Origin of the sequence: Streptomyces sp. NPDC093598 (assembly GCF_044764825.1) — a bacterium.
GTDB lineage: Bacteria > Actinomycetota > Actinomycetes > Streptomycetales > Streptomycetaceae > Streptomyces.
The window spans coordinates 41,065-61,856 of sequence record NZ_JBIWIV010000006.1 but is presented as its reverse complement, the minus strand read 5'-3'; the positions used below and the strand labels follow the sequence as shown (position 1 = coordinate 61,856).

General features: G+C 71.6%; 20 protein-coding genes. 12 read left to right on the top strand and 8 right to left on the bottom strand.

Features of this window, described 5'->3' with window-relative positions; translation table 11 throughout:
- The first annotated feature begins 5 nt into the window (after window positions 1-5).
- Complete coding sequence (locus ACIRDU_RS20290) at window positions 6-707, top strand: LPXTG cell wall anchor domain-containing protein (RefSeq protein ID WP_403581343.1); 702 nt, start codon at window positions 6-8, stop codon at window positions 705-707.
- Between the two features lie 58 nt (window positions 708-765).
- Entirely contained in the window at window positions 766-1,776 is a 1,011-nt protein-coding gene (locus tag ACIRDU_RS20285) for a hypothetical protein (protein ID WP_403581341.1), read from the top strand.
- Window positions 1,777-1,834: 58 nt separating this feature from the next.
- Here the strand turns inward: ACIRDU_RS20285 and ACIRDU_RS20280 are convergent, their stop codons facing one another.
- A complete protein-coding gene (locus tag ACIRDU_RS20280; protein ID WP_403581339.1) occupies window positions 1,835-3,340 on the bottom strand; it encodes an oligopeptide:H+ symporter in 1,506 nt (501 codons plus the stop codon).
- A 514-nt stretch (window positions 3,341-3,854) separates the two neighbouring features.
- On the opposite strand from ACIRDU_RS20280, the gene ACIRDU_RS20275 reads away from it, so the two are divergent.
- Entirely contained in the window at window positions 3,855-4,532 is a 678-nt protein-coding gene (locus ACIRDU_RS20275) for a response regulator transcription factor (RefSeq protein WP_403581338.1), read from the top strand.
- Between the two features lie 28 nt (window positions 4,533-4,560).
- A complete protein-coding gene (locus tag ACIRDU_RS20270; protein ID WP_403581337.1) occupies window positions 4,561-5,838 on the top strand; it encodes an ATP-binding protein in 1,278 nt (425 codons plus the stop codon).
- 310 nt (window positions 5,839-6,148) lie between these two features.
- On the opposite strand, the gene ACIRDU_RS20265 is transcribed toward ACIRDU_RS20270, so the two are convergent.
- Window positions 6,149-6,655, bottom strand: coding sequence for a GtrA family protein (locus tag ACIRDU_RS20265; RefSeq protein WP_403581335.1), 507 nt, complete (start codon window positions 6,653-6,655; stop codon window positions 6,149-6,151).
- A 163-nt stretch (window positions 6,656-6,818) separates the two neighbouring features.
- Between ACIRDU_RS20265 and ACIRDU_RS20260 the strand changes: the two genes are divergently transcribed.
- The 4 genes from ACIRDU_RS20260 to ACIRDU_RS20245 all read left to right on the top strand — a co-directional run bounded on the left by ACIRDU_RS20260 (window position 6,819) and on the right by ACIRDU_RS20245 (window position 11,001).
- A complete protein-coding gene (locus ACIRDU_RS20260; RefSeq protein WP_403581333.1) occupies window positions 6,819-7,958 on the top strand; it encodes a 5-(carboxyamino)imidazole ribonucleotide synthase in 1,140 nt (379 codons plus the stop codon).
- Complete coding sequence (gene purE / locus ACIRDU_RS20255; RefSeq protein ID WP_403581331.1) at window positions 7,955-8,482, top strand: 5-(carboxyamino)imidazole ribonucleotide mutase; 528 nt, start codon at window positions 7,955-7,957, stop codon at window positions 8,480-8,482. Before ACIRDU_RS20260 ends, purE begins: the two co-directional genes overlap by 4 nt.
- A gap of 5 nt (window positions 8,483-8,487) precedes the next feature.
- Window positions 8,488-9,675, top strand: a complete 1,188-nt coding sequence (locus ACIRDU_RS20250; protein WP_403581329.1) for a dipeptidase — start codon at window positions 8,488-8,490, stop codon at window positions 9,673-9,675.
- Window positions 9,676-9,864: 189 nt separating this feature from the next.
- Entirely contained in the window at window positions 9,865-11,001 is a 1,137-nt protein-coding gene (locus ACIRDU_RS20245) for a dipeptidase (protein ID WP_403581327.1), read from the top strand.
- Between the two features lie 22 nt (window positions 11,002-11,023).
- Here ACIRDU_RS20245 and ACIRDU_RS20240 read toward each other — a convergent pair whose 3' ends face one another.
- Both ACIRDU_RS20240 and ACIRDU_RS20235 read right to left on the bottom strand, forming a co-directional pair.
- Window positions 11,024-11,416, bottom strand: coding sequence for a VOC family protein (locus ACIRDU_RS20240; RefSeq protein WP_403581326.1), 393 nt, complete (start codon window positions 11,414-11,416; stop codon window positions 11,024-11,026).
- 14 nt (window positions 11,417-11,430) lie between these two features.
- Window positions 11,431-11,802 carry a VOC family protein gene (locus tag ACIRDU_RS20235; protein WP_403581325.1) on the bottom strand — a complete coding sequence of 124 codons (372 nt, stop codon included), beginning with the start codon at window positions 11,800-11,802 and terminating at the stop codon, window positions 11,431-11,433.
- A gap of 116 nt (window positions 11,803-11,918) precedes the next feature.
- Here ACIRDU_RS20235 and ACIRDU_RS20230 point away from each other — a divergent pair, with 116 nt between their 5' ends.
- Window positions 11,919-12,425 (top strand): CGNR zinc finger domain-containing protein, encoded by a 507-nt coding sequence (locus ACIRDU_RS20230; protein WP_403581323.1) that lies wholly within the window; start codon window positions 11,919-11,921, stop codon window positions 12,423-12,425.
- Between the two features lie 104 nt (window positions 12,426-12,529).
- On the opposite strand, the gene ACIRDU_RS20225 is transcribed toward ACIRDU_RS20230, so the two are convergent.
- The gene (locus ACIRDU_RS20225) at window positions 12,530-13,873 is read right to left on the bottom strand and encodes a UDP-glucose dehydrogenase family protein (RefSeq protein WP_403581321.1); all 1,344 of its coding nucleotides are present in this window, start codon (window positions 13,871-13,873) and stop codon (window positions 12,530-12,532) included.
- A gap of 178 nt (window positions 13,874-14,051) precedes the next feature.
- On the opposite strand from ACIRDU_RS20225, the gene ACIRDU_RS20220 reads away from it, so the two are divergent.
- Window positions 14,052-15,218 carry an acyl-CoA dehydrogenase gene (locus ACIRDU_RS20220; RefSeq protein ID WP_403581320.1) on the top strand — a complete coding sequence of 389 codons (1,167 nt, stop codon included), beginning with the start codon at window positions 14,052-14,054 and terminating at the stop codon, window positions 15,216-15,218.
- Between the two features lie 40 nt (window positions 15,219-15,258).
- On the opposite strand, the gene ACIRDU_RS20215 is transcribed toward ACIRDU_RS20220, so the two are convergent.
- On the bottom strand, window positions 15,259-16,452 hold the full coding sequence (locus ACIRDU_RS20215) for a phosphatidylserine/phosphatidylglycerophosphate/cardiolipin synthase family protein (protein WP_403581749.1): 1,194 nt from the start codon (window positions 16,450-16,452) through the stop codon (window positions 15,259-15,261).
- Between the two features lie 258 nt (window positions 16,453-16,710).
- Between ACIRDU_RS20215 and ACIRDU_RS20210 the strand changes: the two genes are divergently transcribed.
- Window positions 16,711-17,076, top strand: coding sequence for a four-helix bundle copper-binding protein (locus tag ACIRDU_RS20210; RefSeq protein WP_403581319.1), 366 nt, complete (start codon window positions 16,711-16,713; stop codon window positions 17,074-17,076).
- A 73-nt stretch (window positions 17,077-17,149) separates the two neighbouring features.
- Here the strand turns inward: ACIRDU_RS20210 and ACIRDU_RS20205 are convergent, their stop codons facing one another.
- Window positions 17,150-18,451: an LCP family protein gene (locus tag ACIRDU_RS20205; RefSeq protein ID WP_403581318.1), complete on the bottom strand. Its 1,302-nt coding sequence runs from the start codon at window positions 18,449-18,451 to the stop codon at window positions 17,150-17,152.
- A gap of 92 nt (window positions 18,452-18,543) precedes the next feature.
- Here ACIRDU_RS20205 and ACIRDU_RS20200 point away from each other — a divergent pair, with 92 nt between their 5' ends.
- Window positions 18,544-19,128 (top strand): acyl-CoA thioesterase, encoded by a 585-nt coding sequence (locus tag ACIRDU_RS20200; RefSeq protein ID WP_403581316.1) that lies wholly within the window; start codon window positions 18,544-18,546, stop codon window positions 19,126-19,128.
- Window positions 19,129-19,222: 94 nt separating this feature from the next.
- Here the strand turns inward: ACIRDU_RS20200 and ACIRDU_RS20195 are convergent, their stop codons facing one another.
- Entirely contained in the window at window positions 19,223-20,704 is a 1,482-nt protein-coding gene (locus ACIRDU_RS20195; protein ID WP_403581315.1) for an LCP family protein, read from the bottom strand.
- Between the last annotated feature and the right edge of the window lie 88 nt (window positions 20,705-20,792).

Genomic DNA, 20,792 nt, shown 5'->3' with positions numbered 1-20,792 from the left:
GCACCGTGTCGTACCGGAAACGAACCGCCGCGCTCGCGTCCGCCGCGGCCCTGGCCGGCTCGGTGGTGTGGATGGCCGCCCCCGTCGCCCGGGCCGAGGTCGTCGACGTCGACTACCAGTGCAAGACGCCGATCGGCGACAAGAGTGCCGTCTCGCCCATCGACATCAAGGGCGTCAAGAGCGGCAGTGGCTACCGGATCACCATGTCCTGGCAGAAGGGCGTCTCCTCCAGCCCGGTCGAACTGGGCAAGGGCGCGATGACGCCGAGCGCCACCATCGCCCTGGGCGGCGCCGACAGCGGCACCCTCTCGGTGACCGGCCCCGCCAACGACGCCGCCGTCCCGGCCAACACGCCGATCAGGATCAACGACCTGAGCGGCACGTACAGGCCGAAGAAGAGCGGCGAGGTCACCTTCACGGCGGGTGTGCTCACCATCAAGGCGCTCGGTACGACCACCACGTGCACTCCGACGAACGACCCGGGTCCGTCCCTCACCCTCGATGTCACGGCCGCGAGCGGCGGCGGCACCACCGGCTCCGCCCGGGGATCCGGTTCCGGTTCCGGTACCGGCGCCGGGCTTCCGCAGACCGGGCCCGAGGACTCGGCCGTCGCCCTGGGCACCCTCGGCGGCACGGTCCTGCTCGCCGGAGCGGCGGGTGCCCTGTGGCTGACTCGGCGTCACCAGGGGGCAAGGGCGGGCCGTTGACCGCCGCGTACCCCTCCTGGCAGGTGCACCGCCGAGCGTACGATCGCTGGAGCCGCCGATGCCGCCCGCCGTCCGTCTCACGTATGGGTCACTGCCGGTTCTGTTCGCTCTGCTGCTGGTCCTGGCGGGTGCCGGGCCCGTCGGGGCGGTGGACCGTCCCGTCGTCGAGCTGTCCAAGTCCCAGGCGGGAACGGGCGGTTCGGTCGCCGTCAGCGGCAGCGGCTGGCGGCCGCGTGCTCTGCTGACGCTGCTGGTGTGCGGGCAGGCCGAGCCGCAGCGGGGCGTGACCGGCGGTACCAACTCCTGTGCCAACGCCGACGGCCGGGCCGTCACCACCGACGCCGACGGGCGCTTCCGCCGTGCACTGCCGGTCGTGGAGCCGCCCGTGCCGTGCCCCTGCGTGGTGCATGTGGCGACCGTGACCGGGCCCGGGGCCGAGGCCGACGCGGCCCTCCAGGTCGCCGGGCACGCGGTCGAGCCGCTGCCCGCCGAAGCGGCCGACGGACGGCTGTCCCTGCTCGCGGACACCCGGTTGCGCGGCTCCGGCGGCCTGCTCACCTGGTTCGGTTCCCCGCCCTCCCGGACCCTCGTGGTCACCGTCGGCAACGTCGGGACGTCCCCCGTGAAGAACCCGGTCTTCCAGGTCGGCACCTCGCACGGCGTGTTCGCCCCCGAGTGGCAGGACCAGCGGTGGCGCGGCACGATCCGGCCCGGTGGGAAGGCCCGTATCGAGCTGCCCGTGGAGCTCGGGGCCGGGGAGCACGGCGACTACACCGTGTCGCTGAAGTACGGCGGCAGGGTGCTCGCCGAACACCCCTGGGGGGTGGGCCGCCCCTGGGGCGTGACCCTGTTCTGGGTCCTGGTCCTCCTGGTCGTACCGGCGGCGCTGTTCCGGGCGGGCCTGGCCGTGATCGACCACGTACGGCCACGCCGTCCCGGCCATGCGGCCCGCCCGGCCCGCCGCCTGCGGCTGCCCGCGCCCCGCCCGGCCCCGGCCGCCTCCCGCCGGGCCCCGGCCCCACCCTGGGTCGCCCCGGACGCCGACCGTCCGGGGCCGGGAAGTCCATGAAGAAGGGCCGCCGCACCCGGGGGTGCGACGGCCCGACTCCAGGGTCCGGGGGCCGGCGTCAGTGGACGTCGCCCATCATGGCCTTGACCTTCTTGCGGTACATGTACACCGCGAAGCCGGCGACCACGGCCAGCGCCGCCTCCAGCGCTACGAAGCCCGTCCTGTCGAGGTTGACCCCGCCGACGGCCGGGTTGGACAGCAGTGCGGTGACGGAGTCGCCCGCGGTGACCGCGAGGAACCAGACGCCCATCATCTGGGAGGCGTACTTCGCCGGCGCCATCTTCGTCGTCACGGACAGACCCACCGGCGACAGCGTCAGCTCACCCACGGTCTGCACGAAGTAGATCGCGACCAGCCACATCGCCGCGGCCTTGTGACCGCCCTCGGCGATCGACAGCGGGGCGAGGAAGAGGAAGAAGGACGCACCCACCATCACCAGACCGGAGGCGAACTTCACGATGGTGCTCGGCTCCTTGCCGCGCCGGTTCAGCCACAGCCACAGCCAGGCGAAGACCGGCGCCAGCGCCATGATCAGGACCGGGTTGACCGACTGGTACCAGGAGACCGGGAACTCCCAGCCGAAGAGGGTGTTGTCGGCCTTGTCGCTGGCGAAGAGCGACAGGGTCGAGCCGCCCTGGTCGTAGATCATCCAGAAGACGGCGGCGGCGACGAAGAACCAGATGTACGCCGACACCTTCGAGCGCTCGCCGGAGTCCAGGTCCTTGTCGCGCAGGATGCGGGAGATGACCAGGATCGGCACGATCAGGCCGAGCAGGGTGAGCGGGATCAGCGCCCAGTTCAGGGTGAAGTGACCGGTGCCGCCGACGAGGCCGTAGAAGACCACGGCCACGGCCAGCCAGATCAGGCCCTTGCGCAAGGTGGACGCCTTCTCGGCGGGCGACAGCGGGGTCGGGACCGCGCTGCTCTTCGCGTCCAGGTGGCGGCTGCCGAGCAGGAACTGCACCAGGCCCAGCGCCATGCCGAGCGCGGCCAGCGCGAAGCCCAGGTGCCAGTCGACGTTCTCACCGACGGTGCCGATGACCAGCGGCGCGATGAAGGCGCCGAGGTTGATGCCGATGTAGAAGACGGTGAAGCCACCGTCGCGGCGCGGGTCCTCCGGGCCGTCGTAGAGGTGGCCGACCATCGTGGAGATGTTGGCCTTCAGCAGACCGGAACCGATGGCGACGAGGCCCAGGCCGACATAGAAGCTCGCGGCCGCGGGCAGCGCCAGGCACAGGTGGCCGAGCATGATGACCACGCCCGCGACGGCGACCGTCTTGCGGGGGCCGAGCACACGGTCGGCGAACCAGCCGCCGGGCAGGGTGAGCAGGTACACCAGCGACAGGTACACGGCGTAGATCGCCGTCGCCGTGCCCGCGCTCAGGTGCAGGCCACCCGGGGCCACCAGGTACAGCGGGAGCAGGGCCCTCATGCCGTAGTAGGAGAAACGCTCCCACATCTCGGTCATGAACAGAGTGGCCAGTCCGCGGGGGTGGCCGAAGAAGGTCTTCTCGGCACCGGGGATGCCCGGTCGGGCCGAGTCCTTCGTCAGGCTGGACGCCATGGTCGTTCCTTGCTGCTCGGGACGCGCCCCGCGGCAGCGGTGGTGCGCCCGGTGGGGGGCTGCCGGCACCGGTGGGCACGGCCGTCCGCCCGACGCCTACGGGGGTCCGCTCCGGGTCACGGAGCGGTGGGCGGTCGCCACCGGGATCCACGCCTCTACGCGCGTCGCCGCACGAGGGGCCCGGCCACAGGTCGTTTCACGTTGGGGGCCGGCGGGAACCGGCCCGCACACAAAAGAGACCTCCAGGGCAAATGGCCTCCGAAGGTCGCCATGGTGCTACAGGCGTTGATTCACCATACGGCAGGACACCGCCGCATATGGAAGGACTTGAGACACGGATCACAGGTGGCGGGGGAACCGCGCGCCCGTTTCCAAGGTCCTTAACAGGATCGCACCCCACAGGCGCAGGTTCGTGCGCATACCCCCGGAACGTAAGAACCGGGTATGCCCACGGTAAGAATCGAGGATTCCGGTCACACCCCAGCTCAGGGCGTCGCAGGTCTACCATCACCTCATGACCCGTGTACTGCTCGCCGAGGACGACGCGTCCATCTCGGAGCCGCTGGCCCGCGCTCTGCGCCGGGAGGGCTACGAGGTCGAGGTCCGCGAGGACGGACCCACCGCTCTCGACGCCGGACTGCAGGGCGGCGTCGACCTGGTCGTGCTCGACCTCGGTCTGCCCGGCATGGACGGTCTGGAGGTGGCCCGCCGCCTGCGTGGCGAAGGCCACGCCATCCCGATCCTCATCCTGACCGCCCGCGCCGACGAGGTGGACACCGTCGTCGGGCTCGACGCGGGCGCCGACGACTACGTCACCAAGCCGTTCCGGCTCGCCGAGCTGCTCGCCCGGGTGCGGGCCCTGCTCCGGCGCGGCGCCGCCGAGCCGCAGCAGCCGCCCGCCACGCACGGCGTGCGCATCGACGTCGAGTCGCACCGCGCCTGGATGGGCGAGGAGGAGCTCCAGCTCACCGCGAAGGAGTTCGACCTGCTGCGGGTGCTCGTGCGCGACGCGGGCCGGGTCGTCACCCGCGACCAGCTGATGCGGGAGGTCTGGGACACGACCTGGTGGTCGTCGACCAAGACCCTCGACATGCACATCTCCTGGCTGCGCAAGAAGCTCGGCGACGACGCGGCCAACCCCCGCTTCATCGCCACCGTGCGCGGTGTGGGTTTCCGTTTCGAGAAGAGCTGAGCCGCGAGGCGGGCTCGGGTAACAGGACATGCGTCGCCGACTGATCCAGTCCACGCTCGCCGTGGTGCTCGTCGTGATCGCCGTCTTCGGCGTCTCCCTCGTCATCGTCGAGACCCGGACGATCAGCAACAGCGCCCAGGAGCGGGTGGAGTCCGAGGCGGTGCGGCTGGCCAGCATCGTCGACAGCCGCCTCTTCGTCGCCCAGCAGGTCGACGCGGAGGTCCTGCGCGAACAGGTCACGCAGGATCGCTACTACGCGGTGATCCGGATCCCCGGGGAGTCGCCCATCGAGGTCGGCACCAAGCCGGCCGGTGACGTCATCAGCGCGACCGCGCCCGGCGAGGAAGGCGAGACGGTCACCGTCCAGGAGCCGCGCTCGTCGGTGACCCGTGAGGTCGGCCGGACACTGCTGATCATCGCGCTGGTGGCGCTGCTCGCGGTGGTGGCCGCGGTGCTGCTGGCGGTGCGCCAGGCGAACCGGCTGGCGTCGCCGCTGACCGACCTCGCGGAGACGGCCGAGCGGCTCGGCTCGGGCGATCCGCGGCCCCGGCACAAGCGGTACGGGGTGCCCGAGCTGGACCGGGTGGCCGACGTGCTGGACGGCTCCGCCGAGCGCATCGCCCGCATGCTGACCGCCGAACGCCGGCTGGCCGCGGACGCCTCCCACCAGCTGCGCACGCCGCTCACGGCGCTGTCGATGCGGCTGGAGGAGATCACCCTCACCGACGACCCGGACACGGTGAAGGAGGAGGCGACGATCGCGCTGACGCAGGTCGAGCGGCTGACGGACGTCGTGGAGCGGCTGCTGACGAACTCCCGCGATCCGCGCACCGGCTCAGCCGTCTCCTTCGACCTCGACGAGGTCATCCAGCAGCAGCTCGCCGAGTGGCGGCCGGCGTACCGCAGCGCGGGGCGGGCGATCGTCAGCTCCGGCAAACGGCATCTGCGGGCGGTGGGCACGCCCGGCGCGGTCGCGCAGGTCCTGGCCGCGCTGATCGAGAACTCCCTCATGCACGGGGGCGGCACGGTGGCGCTGCGCACCCGTGTCACCGGCAACCAGGCGGTCATCGAGGTCACGGACGAGGGCCCCGGCGTCCCCGCCGATCTCGGCGCCCGGATCTTCGAACGGGCGATCAGCGGCCGCAACTCCACGGGCATCGGCCTGGCGGTGGCCCGCGACCTGGCGGAGGCCGATGGCGGCCGCCTGGAAATGCTCCAGACCAAACCCCCGGTCTTCGGCCTGTTCCTGTCCCGCACCCCCCTGCCCAAGCCCCTGGACGAGGACGGGGAGCCGATGGTCCGCTAGGCCGCATCGCCGAGCACCGTGCCCGTGCCCGTGCGGACGCGCGAGGCCCGGCGCCGTCGACGAGCCCCCCGTCCGACGGGGCGCCCCGGGCGGGTCCTGCGGGAGCGTCCTCATGGCCGGGCCGCAGGCAAGCGTGGCCCGCGGGGCCGTCCGGTGGTTCGGTGCTCGGCGGCCATGCCGCCGGGGTCGTGTGAGGGCTGTCGACGGGGCGGGCGCACGGCGTGGCCGTCGAGTGGGCTCACGGCTGTGCGCAATGTCCGGCAGCCCGTCCATCTCCGCGGCCCAGCGGGCCCCGGCCACGCCCGCAGGGCTACGGCACCTGCTGCTTCGGCTTCGGGGGACCGGGCGGCTCGTCGTGCAGGACCGGGCCCGGCGCCGCCGCCGTCTCCCGGGCGGGGAGCGCGCGGAAGACCCACGAGCGGTAGGACCAGAAGCGGAACAGGGTCGCGATGCCGATGCCCAGGAACTTGAAGACGTTGTTCTGGAGCGGGGTGTCCCATCCGAAGCCGTACGTGGCCGTGTACAGGACGCCGTTCTCGATGACCAGGCCGATCGCGCTGAACAGCAGGAACAGGGTCATCTCACGCGTGCGGCGGCTCTTGTCACGGTCGCGGTACGTGAAGTAGCGGAAGCCGACGTAGTTGAAGATGATCGCGACAACGGTCGCGATGACGCTCGCACGCACCACCTGGAGGTCGGTGGTGTGCCGCACCAGGTTGAAGACGACGAGGTTGACCAGCACCCCGGCACCGCCCACCGCGCCGAATTTGGCGACTTCGCGAACGAGCCGTCGGAGCCGCGAGGCACCATGTCCCATGGTCGTGCAGGCCCCCGTCCGTTCATCGGCGTCAATCCAGCCATGCTAACCACCCTCCCACGCGATCTTCCTGCGGACGCCGGTGGACGGCCGGAGATGGTCCGGGCAGGACCGGGGAGGGGCAGGAAACCGGCCACTCCGGCGCGGCCGATACCCTGGGGGAGTGACATTCCCGGTAGTCGGCATGGTCGGCGGTGGTCAGCTCGCTCGTATGACACACGAGGCGGGCATCCCGCTGGGCATCAGGTTCAAGCTCCTCAGTGACACCCCGCAGGACTCCGCTGCGCAGGTCGTGAGCGATGTCGTCGTCGGCGACTATCGCGACCTCGACACGCTGCGCGAGTTCGCCCGGGGGTGCGATGTGATCACCTTCGATCACGAACACGTGCCCACCGAGCACCTCAGGGCCCTGGAGGCGGACGGCATCCCCGTCCGCCCCGGCCCCGACGCGCTCGTGCACGCCCAGGACAAGGGCGTGATGCGCGCGAAGCTCGACGCGATCGGTGTGCCGTGCCCACGGCACCGGCTCGTGAGCGACCCGCAGGACGTGGCGGCCTTCGCCGCCGAGGGCGACGGCTTCCCGGTCGTCCTCAAGACCGTCCGCGGTGGCTACGACGGCAAGGGCGTGTGGGTCGTCGACTCCGTCGAGGAGGCCGCCGACCCGTTCAAGGCCGGTGTCCCCGTGCTCGCCGAGGAGAAGGTCGACTTCCTCCGCGAGCTCGCCGCCAACGTCGTACGCTCCCCGCACGGCCAGGCGGTCGCCTACCCGGTCGTGGAGTCCCGCCAGGTCAACGGCGTCTGCGACACGGTCATCGCCCCGGCGCCCGACCTCGACGAGGCCCTCGCGCTGGAGGCCTCCGGGATGGCGCTGAACATCGCCAAGGAACTCGGTGTCGTCGGCCACCTCGCCGTCGAGCTGTTCCAGACCCGCGACGGCCGCATCCTCGTCAACGAGCTCGCGATGCGCCCGCACAACTCCGGCCACTGGTCGATGGACGGCGCCGTCACCAGCCAGTTCGCCAACCATGTGCGAGCCGTCCTGGACCTGCCCCTCGGTGACCCGCGTCCGCGCGCCGAGTGGACGGTCATGGTCAACGTCCTCGGCGGCGACTACCCGGACATGTACTCCGCGTACCTGCACTGCATGGCCCGCGACCCCCAGCTCAAGATCCACATGTACGGCAAGGACGTGAAGCCCGGCCGCAAGGTCGGTCACGTCAACACCTACGGCGACGACCTGGACGACGTGCTGGAGCGCGCCCGTCACGCTGCCGGCTACCTGAGAGGCACCATCACCGAATGAGCCCTGTTGTTGGCATCGTCATGGGGTCGGACTCCGACTGGCCCGTCATGGAGGCCGCCGCCAAGGCCCTCGACGAGTTCGAGATCGCCTACGAGGTCGACGTCGTCTCCGCGCACCGCATGCCGCGCGAGATGGTCGCCTACGGCGAGCAGGCCGACGCCCGCGGGCTCAAGGTGATCATCGCCGGCGCGGGCGGCGCCGCCCACCTGCCCGGCATGCTGGCCTCCGTGACCCCGCTGCCGGTCATCGGTGTGCCCGTGCCGCTGAAGTACCTCGACGGCATGGACAGCCTCCTGTCCATCGTGCAGATGCCGGCCGGTGTCCCGGTCGCGACGGTCTCCGTCGCCGGTGCCCGCAACGCCGGCCTCCTCGCGGCCCGCATCCTCGCCGCGCACGACGAGGACCTGCGCGGCCGGATGCGCGAGTTCCAGCAGGAGCTCAACGACCAGGCCACCGAGAAGGGCAAGCGCCTGCGCTCCAAGGTCGAAGGCGCGGGCGGCTTCGGCTTCGGCGCGGGGAAGTGACGACGATGCCCTCCCAGGAGGCGGTCCGGGAACTCCTGCGAGAGTTCCCGGTCGTCGACGGCCACAACGACCTGCCCTGGGCACTGCGCGCACAGGTCCGCTACGACCTCGACGCCCGGGACATCGCCGCCGACCAGAGCGCCCACCTGCACACCGACATCCCCCGGCTGCGCGCGGGCGGGGTCGGCGCGCAGTACTGGTCGGTGTACGTCCGCACGGACTCGCCCGCCCCGGTCGCGGACACGCTCGAACAGATCGACTGCGTACGGCAGTTGCTGACCCGCCACCCCGGGGACCTGCGCCCCGCGCTGACCGCCGCCGACATGGAGGCCGCGCGCGGGGAGGGCCGTATCGCCTCGCTCATGGGCGCGGAGGGCGGCCACTCCATCGCCAACTCCCTGGGTACCCTGCGCGGCCTGTACGGGCTGGGCGTGCGCTACCTCACGCTCACCCACAACGACAACGTCGACTGGGCGGACTCCGCGACCGACGAGCCGAAGGCCGGTGGCCTCACCGCGTTCGGCCGTGAGGTCGTCCGGGAGATGAACCGGCTCGGCATGCTCGTCGACCTCTCCCACGTGGCCGCGACGACCATGCGGGACGCGCTCGACGCGAGCTCCGCCCCGGTGATCTTCTCCCACTCCTCCGCCCGCGCGGTGTGCGACCACCCGCGCAACATCCCGGACGACGTCCTGGAGCGGCTGCCCGCCAACGGCGGTGTCGCGATGGTGACGTTCGTGCCGAAGTTCGTGCTCCAGGCGGCCGTGGACTGGACGGCCGCGGCCGACGAGAACATGCGCGTCCACGGCTTCCACCCCCTCGACACCACCGCGCCGGCCATGAAGGTCCACCGCGCCTTCGAGGAGCGCCACCCGCGGCCGGTCGCCACGGTGTCGACGGTCGCCGACCACCTGGACCACATGCGCGAGGCGGCCGGCATCGACCACCTCGGCATCGGCGGCGACTACGACGGCACGGCCTTCACCCCCGACGGCCTCGCCGATGTCTCCGGTTACCCGAACCTCCTCGCGGAACTGCTCGACCGCGGCTGGTCCAAGGCCGATCTGGCCAAGCTGACCTGGAAGAACGCGGTCCGGGTCCTGGACGCGGCGGAGGGCGTGGCCCGGGGGCTCCAGGCGATCCGGCCGCCGTCCAACGCCACGATCGAGTCGCTGGACGGGTCCGCAGACTGAGCGTCGAGGGCGGGGTGGCCGGGTCCGCTCCCGGGACACCCCGCAACGAGGTCAACGAGGCGGCCCGGCTGCGCTGAGGGCACCTGCGCGCGAAGCCGGCGCCGTACTCCGAACGCCCCGCCCACCAGGAACCGCTCCCCGCTCCGTGCGACGGTGACCGTACCTCAGGAACGACCGTACGGAGCCGCCATGGCAGACCTCCAGGACGACCTGCGCCCCACCGTCGCGGCCGCCGGCGAGATCGACGAGCCGGCCGGCCCGTACCCCGACGAGGGCCTCGGCTCGGCGGAGTCCTACGAGCCCGTCTCCGACCCGGACGACGCGCCCATGACCCGGGCCCACGCCATCCTCGCCGCGTACCCCGTCGCCGACGGCTACAACGGACTGCCCTGGGCGCTCAAGCGCCTGTCCTGGTACGACCTGGAGGACGGCGAGAGCACCGTGGACACGGACGTGCCCCGGCTGCGCAGCGGCCATGTGGGCGCGCTGTTCTGGTCGCTGCACCTGCCCGAGGGCATCGACGGCGACCGGGCCGTCGGCGCCACGCTGGAGCAGCTGGACCTGGCGAAGACCGTCGTCCGGACCTGCGAGGAGGGCCTGCGGCCGGCCTCCACGGCCGGACAGGTCGCGGACGCCCGCAACTGCGGCCGCGTCGCCGTGCTCCTCGGCCCCGCCGGAGCCCCGGCCCTGGGTGACTCGCTCGGCATCCTGCGTCAGCTGCACCTGCTCGGCCTGCGCGTACTGACCCTGACCGGGGTGTCCTGGGCGAGCGACGCGGGGCTGACCCGGTTCGGCGAGGAGGTCGTGCGGGAGATGAACCGGCTCGGCGTGATCGTGGATCTCTCCGGCGCCTCCGTCCAGACCGTCCGCCGTGTCCTGAGCCTGTCCCGGGCGCCCGTGCTGTGCAGCCGCTCCGCCGCCCGTGCCATCCGCCCCCACCCGGCCAACCTCCCCGACGACCTGCTGGCGGAGCTGGGCGCGGCCGAGGGGCTGTGCCTGGTGCCGCTGACCGCCGAGCAGACCGGTCCGACCGTCCGCGATGTCGCCGACCATCTCGACCACATCCGCGCCGTGGCCGGAGCGCACTGTGTCGGACTGTCCGGCACCTACGACTCCGGAGCCGCCCACCCGCAGGAACTCGGCGACACCTCCTGCTATCCGCGGCTGATCGCCGAACTGCTGCGCCGCGGCTGGGAGGAGACCGATGTGGCCCTGCTGACCTGGGGCAACGTCCAACGCGTCCTGCGGGGTGCCGACTTCACGGCCCGCGCCGCCCAGCACCGCCGGGAGCCGTCGACGGCGACGATCTCGGAGCTGGACGGGTAGCGGGCCCGCCGAACGGGCCGGATCAGCCGCGCTCGATCCGGCACAGGCAGAACGGATGCCCCGCCGGGTCGGCGTAGACGCGGAAGTCCTTCTTCTCGTCGTCCTCCTTGTCCAGCACCCGCGCGCCCAGCGCCAGCACCCGCTCCTCGGCCGCGTCGATCTCGTCCCAGGTGGACCCCGCGTCGAAGTCGAGGTGGAACTGCTGGGCGTTGCGGTCGGCCCGCGGCCACTCCGGCGCCGTGTGGCCGGGGGAGCGCTGGAAGGCGAGGCGGGGACCGCCGGGGACGCGCAGCACCACCCATTCGGGGTCGTCGTCCTCCGGCGTACCACCGCCGACCTGCGCGTAGAAGCGGGCCAGCTCGCGCGGGTCGGGGCAGTCGACGACCACGGAACGGAAGCGAGCCACGGCGGGCATGAGACCTCCGGGTGTCAGCAGGCGCAGAGGCAGAACGGGTGCCCGGCCGGATCGGCGTAAACCCGGAAGGTCCGCTCCCGGTCCTCCGCGTCCAGCGGCTTCGCGCCGAGCGCGAGCACGCCCTTCTCGGCCGCGTCCAGGTCGTCCACCACGAGGTCGAGGTGGAACTGCTGCGAGCCGTCGGGGGACGGCCACTTCGGCGGCACGTACCCGGGGGACGCCTGGAAGGCCAGTGGTGTGCCGCCCGGCACCTTCAGGTCGACCCACTCGTCCTCCCCGTCCGTCTCCACCGTCGGCGTGCCGCCGAGCACCTCGGCGTAGAAACCGGCCAGTGCTCGCGGGTCGGGACAGTCCAGGACGACGACACCCAGCTTGGCGAGAGCCATGACTTCCTCCTCGAATTCTCCGTTACCCACAAAGGCGGGCAACCAGTAACCGTTACTGCATGCTCCCCCATTGACGGTAACCTCGCAAGGGGAATCGCGAGAGGTACGGTCCAGCCATGACGGAGAGATCGCCCGCGCCCGGCGGCCTGACCCTGGTCGAGGCCCTGGTGAACACGCTGGACATCGAGTCCGGCGCCGACGCGCTGGACACACCCGAGGGCCGGGCGCGCCTCGGCATCACCGTGGACGAGACGGACCGGGCCCGCACCCTGCGCGAGTCCCTGCGCGCGACCCTGCTCGCCCACGCCGGCCACCCGCCGCACCGCGAGGTCACCCCCCTCGGCGACCTCCTGGCCGACGCCCCGCTGCTCGTCACGGTCGACACGGCGGACGGCTCGGCCGCCCTGACCCCCGCCGGCGACCGTTCCCTGCACGCGCGCGTGGCCGCCGCCGTCGCCGAAGCCCTGGTCGCCGGCACCTGGACCCGCCTCAAGGCCTGCGAGGCCGCCGACTGCCACTGGGCCTACTACGACCGCAGCCCGGCCGGCCGCGGCCGCTGGTGCTCCATGCAGGTCTGCGGGGCCCGCGCGAAGATGCGCCGCTACCGGGCCAAGGAGGGATAGGGGGCCCGCCTCACGGCCGGGTGGTGCAGAATGCACGAAGACGCCGGTTCGGCCGACTGAGCCTCGGCCGAACCGGCGTCACCTGTCTCCGCGTTCGCGCGCGCTCAGGCCTTCGGACGCCCCATCGCCCGGTACGTCCAGCCGGCCTTGCGCCAGCGCTCCGGGTCGAGGGCGTTGCGGCCGTCCAGGATCACCCGCGCCGCCGCGACCTCGCCGAGCGCCTCGGTGTCCAGCTCGCGGAACTCCCGCCACTCCGTCAGATGCAGCACGATGTCGGCGCCGCGCACGGCGTCCAGCGCCGAGTCGGCGTAGCCGAGCGTCGGGAACACGCCGCGGGCGTTGTCCATGCCCTTCGGGTCGTAGACCGTGACCTGGCCGCCCTGGAGGTGGATCTGCCCCGCCACGTTGAGCGCGGGGGAGTCCCGCACGTCGTCCGAGTCGGGCTTGAAGGTCGCGCCCAGCACCGCCACCCGCTTGCCCAGGAACGGCCCGCCGCCCAGCGCCTGCCGGGCCAGCTCCACCATCTGCCCGCGCTGGCGCATGTTGATCGAGTCGATCTCCCGCAGGAACGTCAGCGCCTGGTCCGCGCCCAGCTCACCGGCGCGCGCCATGAACGCCCGGATGTCCTTCGGCAGACACCCGCCGCCGAAGCCGATCCCGGCCCGCAGGAACTTCTTCCCGATCCGGTCGTCGTAGCCGATGGCCTCCGCCAGCTTCGCGACGTCACCGCCCGCGGCCTCGCACACCTCCGCCATGGCGTTGATGAACGAGATCTTCGTGGCGAGGAAGGAGTTCGCGGAGGTCTTCACCAGCTCCGAGGTCGGGAAGTCCGTGACCACGAACGGCGAGCCCTCGGCGATCGGCGTGGCGTAGACCTCCCGCAGCAGCTTCTCGGCTCGCTCGCTGCGCACGCCCACCACGAGGCGGTCGGGGTGCAGTGTGTCGTCCACGGCGAAGCCCTCGCGCAGGAATTCCGGGTTCCAGGCCAGCTCGGCGTCCTCCCCGGCGGGCGCGTGCGCGGCCAGGTAGGTGGCGAGGCGGTCCGCGGACCCCACGGGCACGGTCGACTTGCCGACGACCAGCGCCGGACCGTGCAGATGCGGCGCGAGGGAGGCGATCGCGGAGTCGACGTAGCTCATGTCGCAGGCGTACTCGCCGTGCCGCTGCGGGGTGTTCACGCAGACGAAGTGCACATCGCCGAACGCGCCGATCTCGGCCCAGTCCTGGGTGAAGCGCAGCCGGCCGCTGGAACCCTCGATGCCGGCGACGTGCTGGCGCAGCAACTCCTCGAGGCCCGGCTCGTACATCGGGGCCTCGGCCCGCTCCAGCTTCTCGATCTTCTCGCGCACGACGTCGAGGGCGAGCACCTCGAAGCCCAGCTCGGCCATGGCCGCCGCGTGTGTCGCGCCGAGATAACCGGTGCCGATCACGGTGATCTTCAGGGCCATGGGTGCTCCAGGGGTCTACGGCATGTGGTGCGCGCCCGAGCATAGCCGGGGCATGGCGGCGCGCTTCACCGGGCAACTTCTCCCTTGTCGCCTAGCTCACGTATCACTCCGGTGGGCGACCCCATAAACTTTTGATTACTTAACGGTAGTTAGCGTCAGCATCGCAGCGTTTTGGAGCGTGAAGACCTTGGCCGGATCGGCTGACTTCGACCTGTACCGCCCGTCCGAGGAGCACGACATGCTCCGTGACGCCGTCCGCTCGCTGGCCGAGGCGAAGATCGCGCCGCACGCCGCCGCGGTGGACGAGGAGGCCCGGTTCCCGCGCGAGGCCCTCCAGGCGCTGGTGGCGAACGACCTGCACGCCGTGCACGTACCCGAGGAGTACGGCGGCTCCGGCGCGGACGCGCTGGCCACCGTCATAGTGATCGAGGAGGTCGCCCGGGTCTGCGCCTCCTCCTCCCTCATCCCGGCCGTGAACAAGCTGGGCTCGCTGCCGGTGATCCTCTCCGGCTCCGAGGACCTGAAGAAGCGGTACATGACCCCGCTCGCCAAGGGCGACGGCATGTTCTCCTACTGCCTCTCCGAGCCGGACGCCGGTTCCGACGCCGCCGGCATGAAGACCAAGGCCGTCCGCGACGGCGACCACTGGGTCCTCAACGGCGTGAAGCGCTGGATCACCAACGCCGGCGAGTCCGAGTACTACACGGTGATGGCCGTCACCGACCCGGCCAAGCGCTCCAAGGGCATCTCCGCCTTCGTCGTCGAGAAGTCCGACGAGGGCGTCTCCTTCGGCGCCCCCGAGAAGAAGCTCGGCATCAAGGGCTCCCCGACCCGCGAGGTCTACCTCGACAACGTCCGCATCCCCGCCGACCGCATGATCGGCGAGGAGGGCACCGGCTTCGCCACGGCGATGAAGACCCTCGACCACACCCGCATCACCATCGCCGCCCAGGCCCTCGGCATCGCCCAGGGCGCCCTCGACTACGCCAAGGGCTACGTCCAGGAGCGCAAGCAGTTCGGCAAGCCGATCGCCGACTTCCAGGGCATCCAGTTCATGCTCGCAGACATGGCCATGAAGATCTCGGCCGCCCGCGCCCTGACCTACCAGGCCGCCGCCGCCTCCCAGCGCGTCGACGCCGACCTCACCTACCTGGGCGCCGCGGCCAAGTGCTTCGCCTCGGACGTGGCGATGGAGGTCACGACGGACGCCGTCCAGCTCCTCGGCGGGTACGGCTACACGCGCGACTACCCGGTGGAGCGCATGATGCGCGACGCCAAGATCACACAGATCTACGAGGGCACGAACCAGGTCCAGCGCATCGTCATGGCGCGCAACCTGCCGTAGCCGCTCTCCGGGGGCCGGGAAGCTCCGGTCCCCGGAGTTCTCACAGGAAGCGGCGGATCGGGGTGACCGCAGCCTCAGCGAGGCGCATCGGCAGGGGGCGCCGCTTCCAGCGGGTGGGGTCGATCGGTTCGCTCCGCTTCCGGTCGGCGTCGAAGTCGGCGTCCAGCGCCGCGGTGAAGTCCTCGTCGAGGACGGCCAGGACGACCTCCTCGTCGTGCTCCATGGAGCGGCGGTTGAAGTTGGTCGAGCCGATGAGGGAGCACACCCCGTCCACCGTGACGATCTTCGTGTGGAGCATGGTCGGCTGGTACTCCCGCACGTCCACGCCGGCGTCGACGAGCGTCTGGTAGTGCTGCCGCCCGGCCAGCAGACACGCCCGCTGGTCGGTGTGCGGGCCGGGCAGCAGGATCTCGACCCGGACCCCGCGGCGCGCCGCCGCGGCCAGGAGGTCGATGAAGTAGGTGTCGGGGGCGAAGTAGGCCGTGGCCACCCGCAGGCGCTCCTGTGCCGAGGTGATCAGGACCCGCAGGACCGTCTGCATGTCCTGCCAGCCGAAGGAGGCCGAGCCCCGCACGACCTGGACCGTGGCCCGTCCCGGCTGTTCCTGGGCGGTGAAGCGGTCGTGGTCGTCGTAGAGGTCGTCGTGGCACTCGGCCCAGTTCTGGGCGAAGGCCGCGGCGATGCCGTCCACGGCGGGGCCGCGGACCTGTACGTGGGTGTCGCGCCACTCGTCCGGGTTCCGGGCGGCACCGCACCACTCCTGCGCGATCCCCACGCCTCCGGTGAAGGCCGTGTGCTCGTCGGTGACCAGCACCTTGCGGTGGCAGCGGTGGTTCTGCCGCATCGGCGACAGGCGCGTGGGTCTGCGGAACCAGGCCACCTGGACGCCGGCCTCGTCCATGGCGTCCAGCAGGTCCCGCTCTATCTCCTTGGCCCCGAAGCCGTCCAGCAGCAGCCGCACCCGGACCCCCGCACGGGCCCGCTCGGCCAGGGCGGCGGCGAACTCGTGGGCGACCTCGCCGCGCCAGTACACGAACGTCATCATGTCGACGGTGTGCTCGGCGGCGCGGATGGCGGCCAGCATCGCGGGGAAGATCTCGTCGCCGTTGCGCAGCGGCACGAGCTCGTTGCCCTCGGTCGCGGCGATGCCGATCAGCCGCTCCAGCCGCCTGCGCAGCCGCTGCTTCTGCCCCTCCGGCCCTCTCGTCTCCGGCGCCCGCCGTTCGTCGTACATCTGCTGCGTCATGTGTGGGTCTCCCCCCTGCTGCATGGTTCGCTCGCCGCCCCCGGCCCGGCGGCGCCGGGCCTCCGGCGCGCCTGCAGAACCTTTTTGCCGCTGCCCGAGGATTCACGCAGAACGCGGTGAGTCGTGCCTCACAGGAGAGGAGGCCGCACGCGGGCGGGTCCTACCTGTGGTGCTCATGGGGCCACAGGCGTAGGACGAAAGGAGCGGGCGCCGATCCGCGGCTCCCGCCGCCCCCGGGAGGACGTCATGACCCAGCAGCCCGCCACCACGACCCCGCTGAGCAAGGAGATGCAGGACTGCGTCCAGGCCTGCATGACCTGCCACAGCGTCTGCGAGGAGACCATGAGCTCCTGCCTGCAGATGGGCGGCCAGGCCCAGATGCAGATCATGCGAGCCGTCATGGACTGCGCCGAGATGACGCGTATGTGCGCCGACATGATGATGCGCCGCTCGCCCCTCATGGCCGAGATGTGCGCGATGTGCGCCCGGGCCTGTGACATGTGCGCCGAGGCGTGTATGTCCATGCCGGACGACGCCCAGATGATGCGGTGCGCGGAGGCGTGTCGCCGCTGCGCCGACACGTGCCGGTCGATGTCCGCCGCCACGATGTGAGCACCGCCGCACGGCGAAGGGGGCACCCGCTCGGGTGCCCCCTTCCTTCCTGACCCGCCGCGCTGTGCCGCGCTCAGTTGCCCGAGACGGTGACCGTCTCGTCGTTCTTCAGCTGGTTCACCAGCGTCTTCACCTTCGCGGTGTCCCACTGGAGGTTGCCGTTGGGGGTGCTGCCGGCGATCGGCATGTTCATCGACTTGCCCTCGCCGCCGCTGACGCCCTTCATCGCCCAGAACATGGACGCCAGGTCGAACAGGCTCATGTCCTTGTCGACCACGAGGGTGTCCAGGCCGGCGCTCATGGTCGGGTACAGCTTGAAGGGGTTGAGGACCGTGCCCGGAGTGGCTACCTGGTTGGCCAGGGCCGAGAGGAACTTCTGCTGGTTCTTCGTCCGGTCCAGGTCGGAACCCTTGAGGGCGTAGCGGGTGCGGACGAAGGCGAGGGCCTGCTCGCCGTTGAGGGTCTGCCTGCCCTTCTTGAGGTCCGCGCCGGACTTGGTGTCCTTGATGTCCTGCGGGATGTCCATCTCGACCCCGCCGACCGCGTCCACGATGTTCGCGAAGCCGGCGAAGCCGATCTCCACGTAGTGGTCGATGTGCAGGCCCGTGTTGGCCTCCACCGTGCGCACCAGCAGCTCCGGGCCGTCCTCGGAGTAGGCCGCGTTCAGCTTCGTCTGGCGGCCCGTGGCCGGGTAGAGCTTGCCGGAGTCGGAGCCCTTGAACGACGGGATCGTGACGTTCGAGTCGCGTGGCAGCGAGATCAGGGTCGGGGCGCCGCCGCCGGTGTGCAGGATCATCATCGAGTCCGTGCGCTTGCCCTCGGCGGACCCGGTGTGCAGCTTCTTCTTCTCCTCGGCCGACATGCCCTTGCGGCTGTCGGAGCCGACGATCAGGTAGTTCGTGCCCTCGCCCGCCTCGGGACGGTCGATGACCTTCGACAGGTCGACGTCGCGGTTGAGCTTGGAGTCGGCCCAGAAGTACGTGCCGACGCTCGTCACGACCAGCAGCGTCACCACCGTGATGGCCGTCACCTTGATCCGGCGGCGCCAGTTCGGCGCGGGACGCGGCTCGTACAGGCCGTCGCCCGGACCGCCGGGGCCTCTGCCCCCGGGGGAGCCGTAGACCTGGCCGGTGTTGTAGCCGCTGTCGTAGCCGTCGCCGGGGCCGTGGCCGCCGCCGTCGACGTAGGAGGGCTGCTGCGGTACTCCCCCGCCGTACGGCGGGGCGCCGCCGTATCCCGCCTGCCCGGGTGATGCCGCCGGACCGCGGCGGACCTGCCGCATGACACGGGCGCTCTCGGGCTGTGCGCTCGAGCTGCCGCGTCCGTAGCGGCTGCCGCGGTTGTCGGCGGGGAATCCCTCGGGCCAATCATTCATGCGCCCCAGTGTGCAGGTCCGGGTAGTACGCCATACAAGAGTCGTCGGAAAATCAGAGCACGGCTGTGGCGAAGCTGACACAAATCCCCCTCATGCCGCCTCGGCATAAGGTGGGGGCCATGACAGACCAGGCCCCAGCTGCGGAAACCGGCAGTCCGGAAATCCCGGGCAAGCCGACTTCGGCGTCCCGCACCACCCTCAGCCACATCATGACCCACAACGACACGAACCTTCTGGGGACGGTGCACGGCGGGGTGATCATGAAGCTGGTCGACGACGCGGCGGGAGCCGTGGCCGGACGGCACTCCGGCGGACCGGCCGTCACCGCCTCCATGGACGAGATGGCGTTCCTGGAGCCGGTCCGCGTCGGTGACCTCGTTCACGTCAAGGCCCAGGTCAACTGGACCGGCCGCACCTCCATGGAAGTCGGTGTCCGGGTCCTGGCCGAACGCTGGAACGAGTCCGCCCCGCCCACGCAGGTCGGCTCCGCCTACCTCGTCTTCGCCGCGGTCGACGCCGACGGCAAGCCCCGCCGGGTCCCCCCGGTCCTCCCGGAGACCGAGCGCGACAAGCGCCGCTACCAGGAGGCCCAGATCCGCCGCACCCACCGCCTGGCACGCCGCCGGGCGATCATGGACCTCCGGGAGAAGCGGGCGGCGGAGGGATTCGAGGACTGACCCGGGCCGGCCGAACTGCTAGGGGGTGTCCGCGAAGTCCTGCCTGCCCCGCGGCCCGCCCTCCGGGCGAACGACGCGACTTTGCGGACACCCCCTAGCCGCACGCCACCTCGTCGCCCCGTACCACCCCGGACTCGCCCTGCCCCGTCTCCTCGGCCCGCACCTTGTGAACGCGTGCGAAGTCGGTGCCCGCGATCACCTTCAGGGTCGGGCCCAGGCCCTGGACCACCCGCAGCTCGCTGCCCGGCAGGGCGGCCGCGAGGGACTTGGCCGAGCGGTCCCAGCGGGGGTCGTAGGCGACGACCGTGCGCTTCACGTCGCGGGTGGCGGCGTTCACGGGGGCGCGTGTCGTGCGGAAGCCCGTCGACGCCAGGGCCGCGTCCACCCGGCGGCCCAGGCCCGGTGTGCGGGTGCCGTTCTCCACCTGGACGCGGATCTGCTGCGGCGCGACCGGGACCACCCGGGCCGCACCGGGCGGCCGTTGCACCGACAGCGGCTGGTCCTTGCGCAGGGCGCGGAAGAGGCGTTCCGACTTCACCGGGTCCCACTTCAGCGTGGAGCCGACGCCCTTCACCGCGTACGCCATCCGCCCGATCGGGACGGTCGTGAACTCGGAGGAGGAGGGCGAGAAGTTCCGCATGGCGCGGCCCAGGTCCAGCATCTCGTCGGTGCCGAAGCCCTTGTCGGCCCGCACCGAGCCGAGTACCGCCCGCGTCACGTCCCGGAACTTCATCGGGTTGAGGAGGACCCCGGACGAGGTGAGCCGTGTCACGAGTGCCGCCATGAAGCGCTGCTGCCGCTTCATGCGGCTCAGGTCGGAGGCCCCGTCGACATGGCGGGCGCGGACGAACTGGAGCGCCTGCCCGCCCGCGAGCGTGTGCCGGCCCGCCGGCAGGTTCAGGCCGGTGTAGCTGTCCCTCAGGGGAGCGGCGGTGCAGATCTGCACGCCCCCGACCACGTCCACCGTCTTCATGAAGCTGGTGAAGTCGACCTCCAGGTAGTGGTCGATCTTCACCTTCGTCATGTTCTCGACCGTGCGCACCGTCAGCTGCGGCCCGCCCTCGGCGTACGCCGCGTTCAGCTTGATGGGGTGCCCGTGGTGCCGCTCGCCGCTCGTACGGTCGGTGTGCGGGGGCGTCACCGCGTACGAGTCACGCGGCAGGCTCACCACGCTCGCCCGTTCCCGGTCCTCGGAGATGTGCACGATCATCATCGTGTCGGTGCAGTGGCAGGGGGCGCCGCCCAGCCGGTACCTGCGGCGCTCCGCCTCGCTGATCTGCTCCCGGCCGTCGGTGCCCACCAGCAGGACGTTCATGCCGTGGCCCGCCTGCGGCCGGTTCTTCATGTCCTTGAAGGGGTCGACCCGGGCGATGTCCGCGTCGAGGCTGGTCATCACCGCGTGGCCGATACCGGCGGAGGCGAGCACCACCACGGACAGGGTGGTGACGGCCCGCACGCCCCAGCGCGGCCTGCGCGCGGGCGGGGCGGGCCGGCGCGGAGCGCGGCGGGGGGAGGGGGGCTGCGGGCGGCGCTGGGGTGCGGCGGTGGACCGAGGGGACCGCGGCGGCGTGGGCATGAGGACACCTCCGGACGACGGCCGTACGTGGGATCCGTGACACCGTAGGCCGATACGATCTGCGGCCCGCGGTACCGCCCCGGCGGCG

Bases quoted from the DNA above. Each gene is read 5' to 3' on its own strand.
- ACIRDU_RS20285 (WP_403581341.1), top strand. From the start codon at position 766: ATGCCGCCCGCCGTCCGTCTCACGTATGGGTCACTGCCGGTTCTGTTC.
- ACIRDU_RS20280 (WP_403581339.1), bottom strand. From the start codon at position 3,340: ATGGCGTCCAGCCTGACGAAGGACTCGGCCCGACCGGGCATCCCCGGT.
- ACIRDU_RS20275 (WP_403581338.1), top strand. From the start codon at position 3,855: ATGACCCGTGTACTGCTCGCCGAGGACGACGCGTCCATCTCGGAGCCG.
- ACIRDU_RS20270 (WP_403581337.1), top strand. From the start codon at position 4,561: ATGCGTCGCCGACTGATCCAGTCCACGCTCGCCGTGGTGCTCGTCGTG.
- ACIRDU_RS20265 (WP_403581335.1), bottom strand. From the start codon at position 6,655: ATGGGACATGGTGCCTCGCGGCTCCGACGGCTCGTTCGCGAAGTCGCC.
- purE (WP_403581331.1), top strand. From the start codon at position 7,955: ATGAGCCCTGTTGTTGGCATCGTCATGGGGTCGGACTCCGACTGGCCC.
- ACIRDU_RS20250 (WP_403581329.1), top strand. From the start codon at position 8,488: ATGCCCTCCCAGGAGGCGGTCCGGGAACTCCTGCGAGAGTTCCCGGTC.
- ACIRDU_RS20245 (WP_403581327.1), top strand. From the start codon at position 9,865: ATGGCAGACCTCCAGGACGACCTGCGCCCCACCGTCGCGGCCGCCGGC.
- ACIRDU_RS20240 (WP_403581326.1), bottom strand. From the start codon at position 11,416: ATGCCCGCCGTGGCTCGCTTCCGTTCCGTGGTCGTCGACTGCCCCGAC.
- ACIRDU_RS20235 (WP_403581325.1), bottom strand. From the start codon at position 11,802: ATGGCTCTCGCCAAGCTGGGTGTCGTCGTCCTGGACTGTCCCGACCCG.
- ACIRDU_RS20230 (WP_403581323.1), top strand. From the start codon at position 11,919: ATGACGGAGAGATCGCCCGCGCCCGGCGGCCTGACCCTGGTCGAGGCC.
- ACIRDU_RS20225 (WP_403581321.1), bottom strand. From the start codon at position 13,873: ATGGCCCTGAAGATCACCGTGATCGGCACCGGTTATCTCGGCGCGACA.
- ACIRDU_RS20215 (WP_403581749.1), bottom strand. From the start codon at position 16,452: ATGTACGACGAACGGCGGGCGCCGGAGACGAGAGGGCCGGAGGGGCAG.
- ACIRDU_RS20210 (WP_403581319.1), top strand. From the start codon at position 16,711: ATGACCCAGCAGCCCGCCACCACGACCCCGCTGAGCAAGGAGATGCAG.
- ACIRDU_RS20205 (WP_403581318.1), bottom strand. From the start codon at position 18,451: ATGAATGATTGGCCCGAGGGATTCCCCGCCGACAACCGCGGCAGCCGC.
- ACIRDU_RS20200 (WP_403581316.1), top strand. From the start codon at position 18,544: ATGCCGCCTCGGCATAAGGTGGGGGCCATGACAGACCAGGCCCCAGCT.
- ACIRDU_RS20195 (WP_403581315.1), bottom strand. From the start codon at position 20,704: ATGCCCACGCCGCCGCGGTCCCCTCGGTCCACCGCCGCACCCCAGCGC.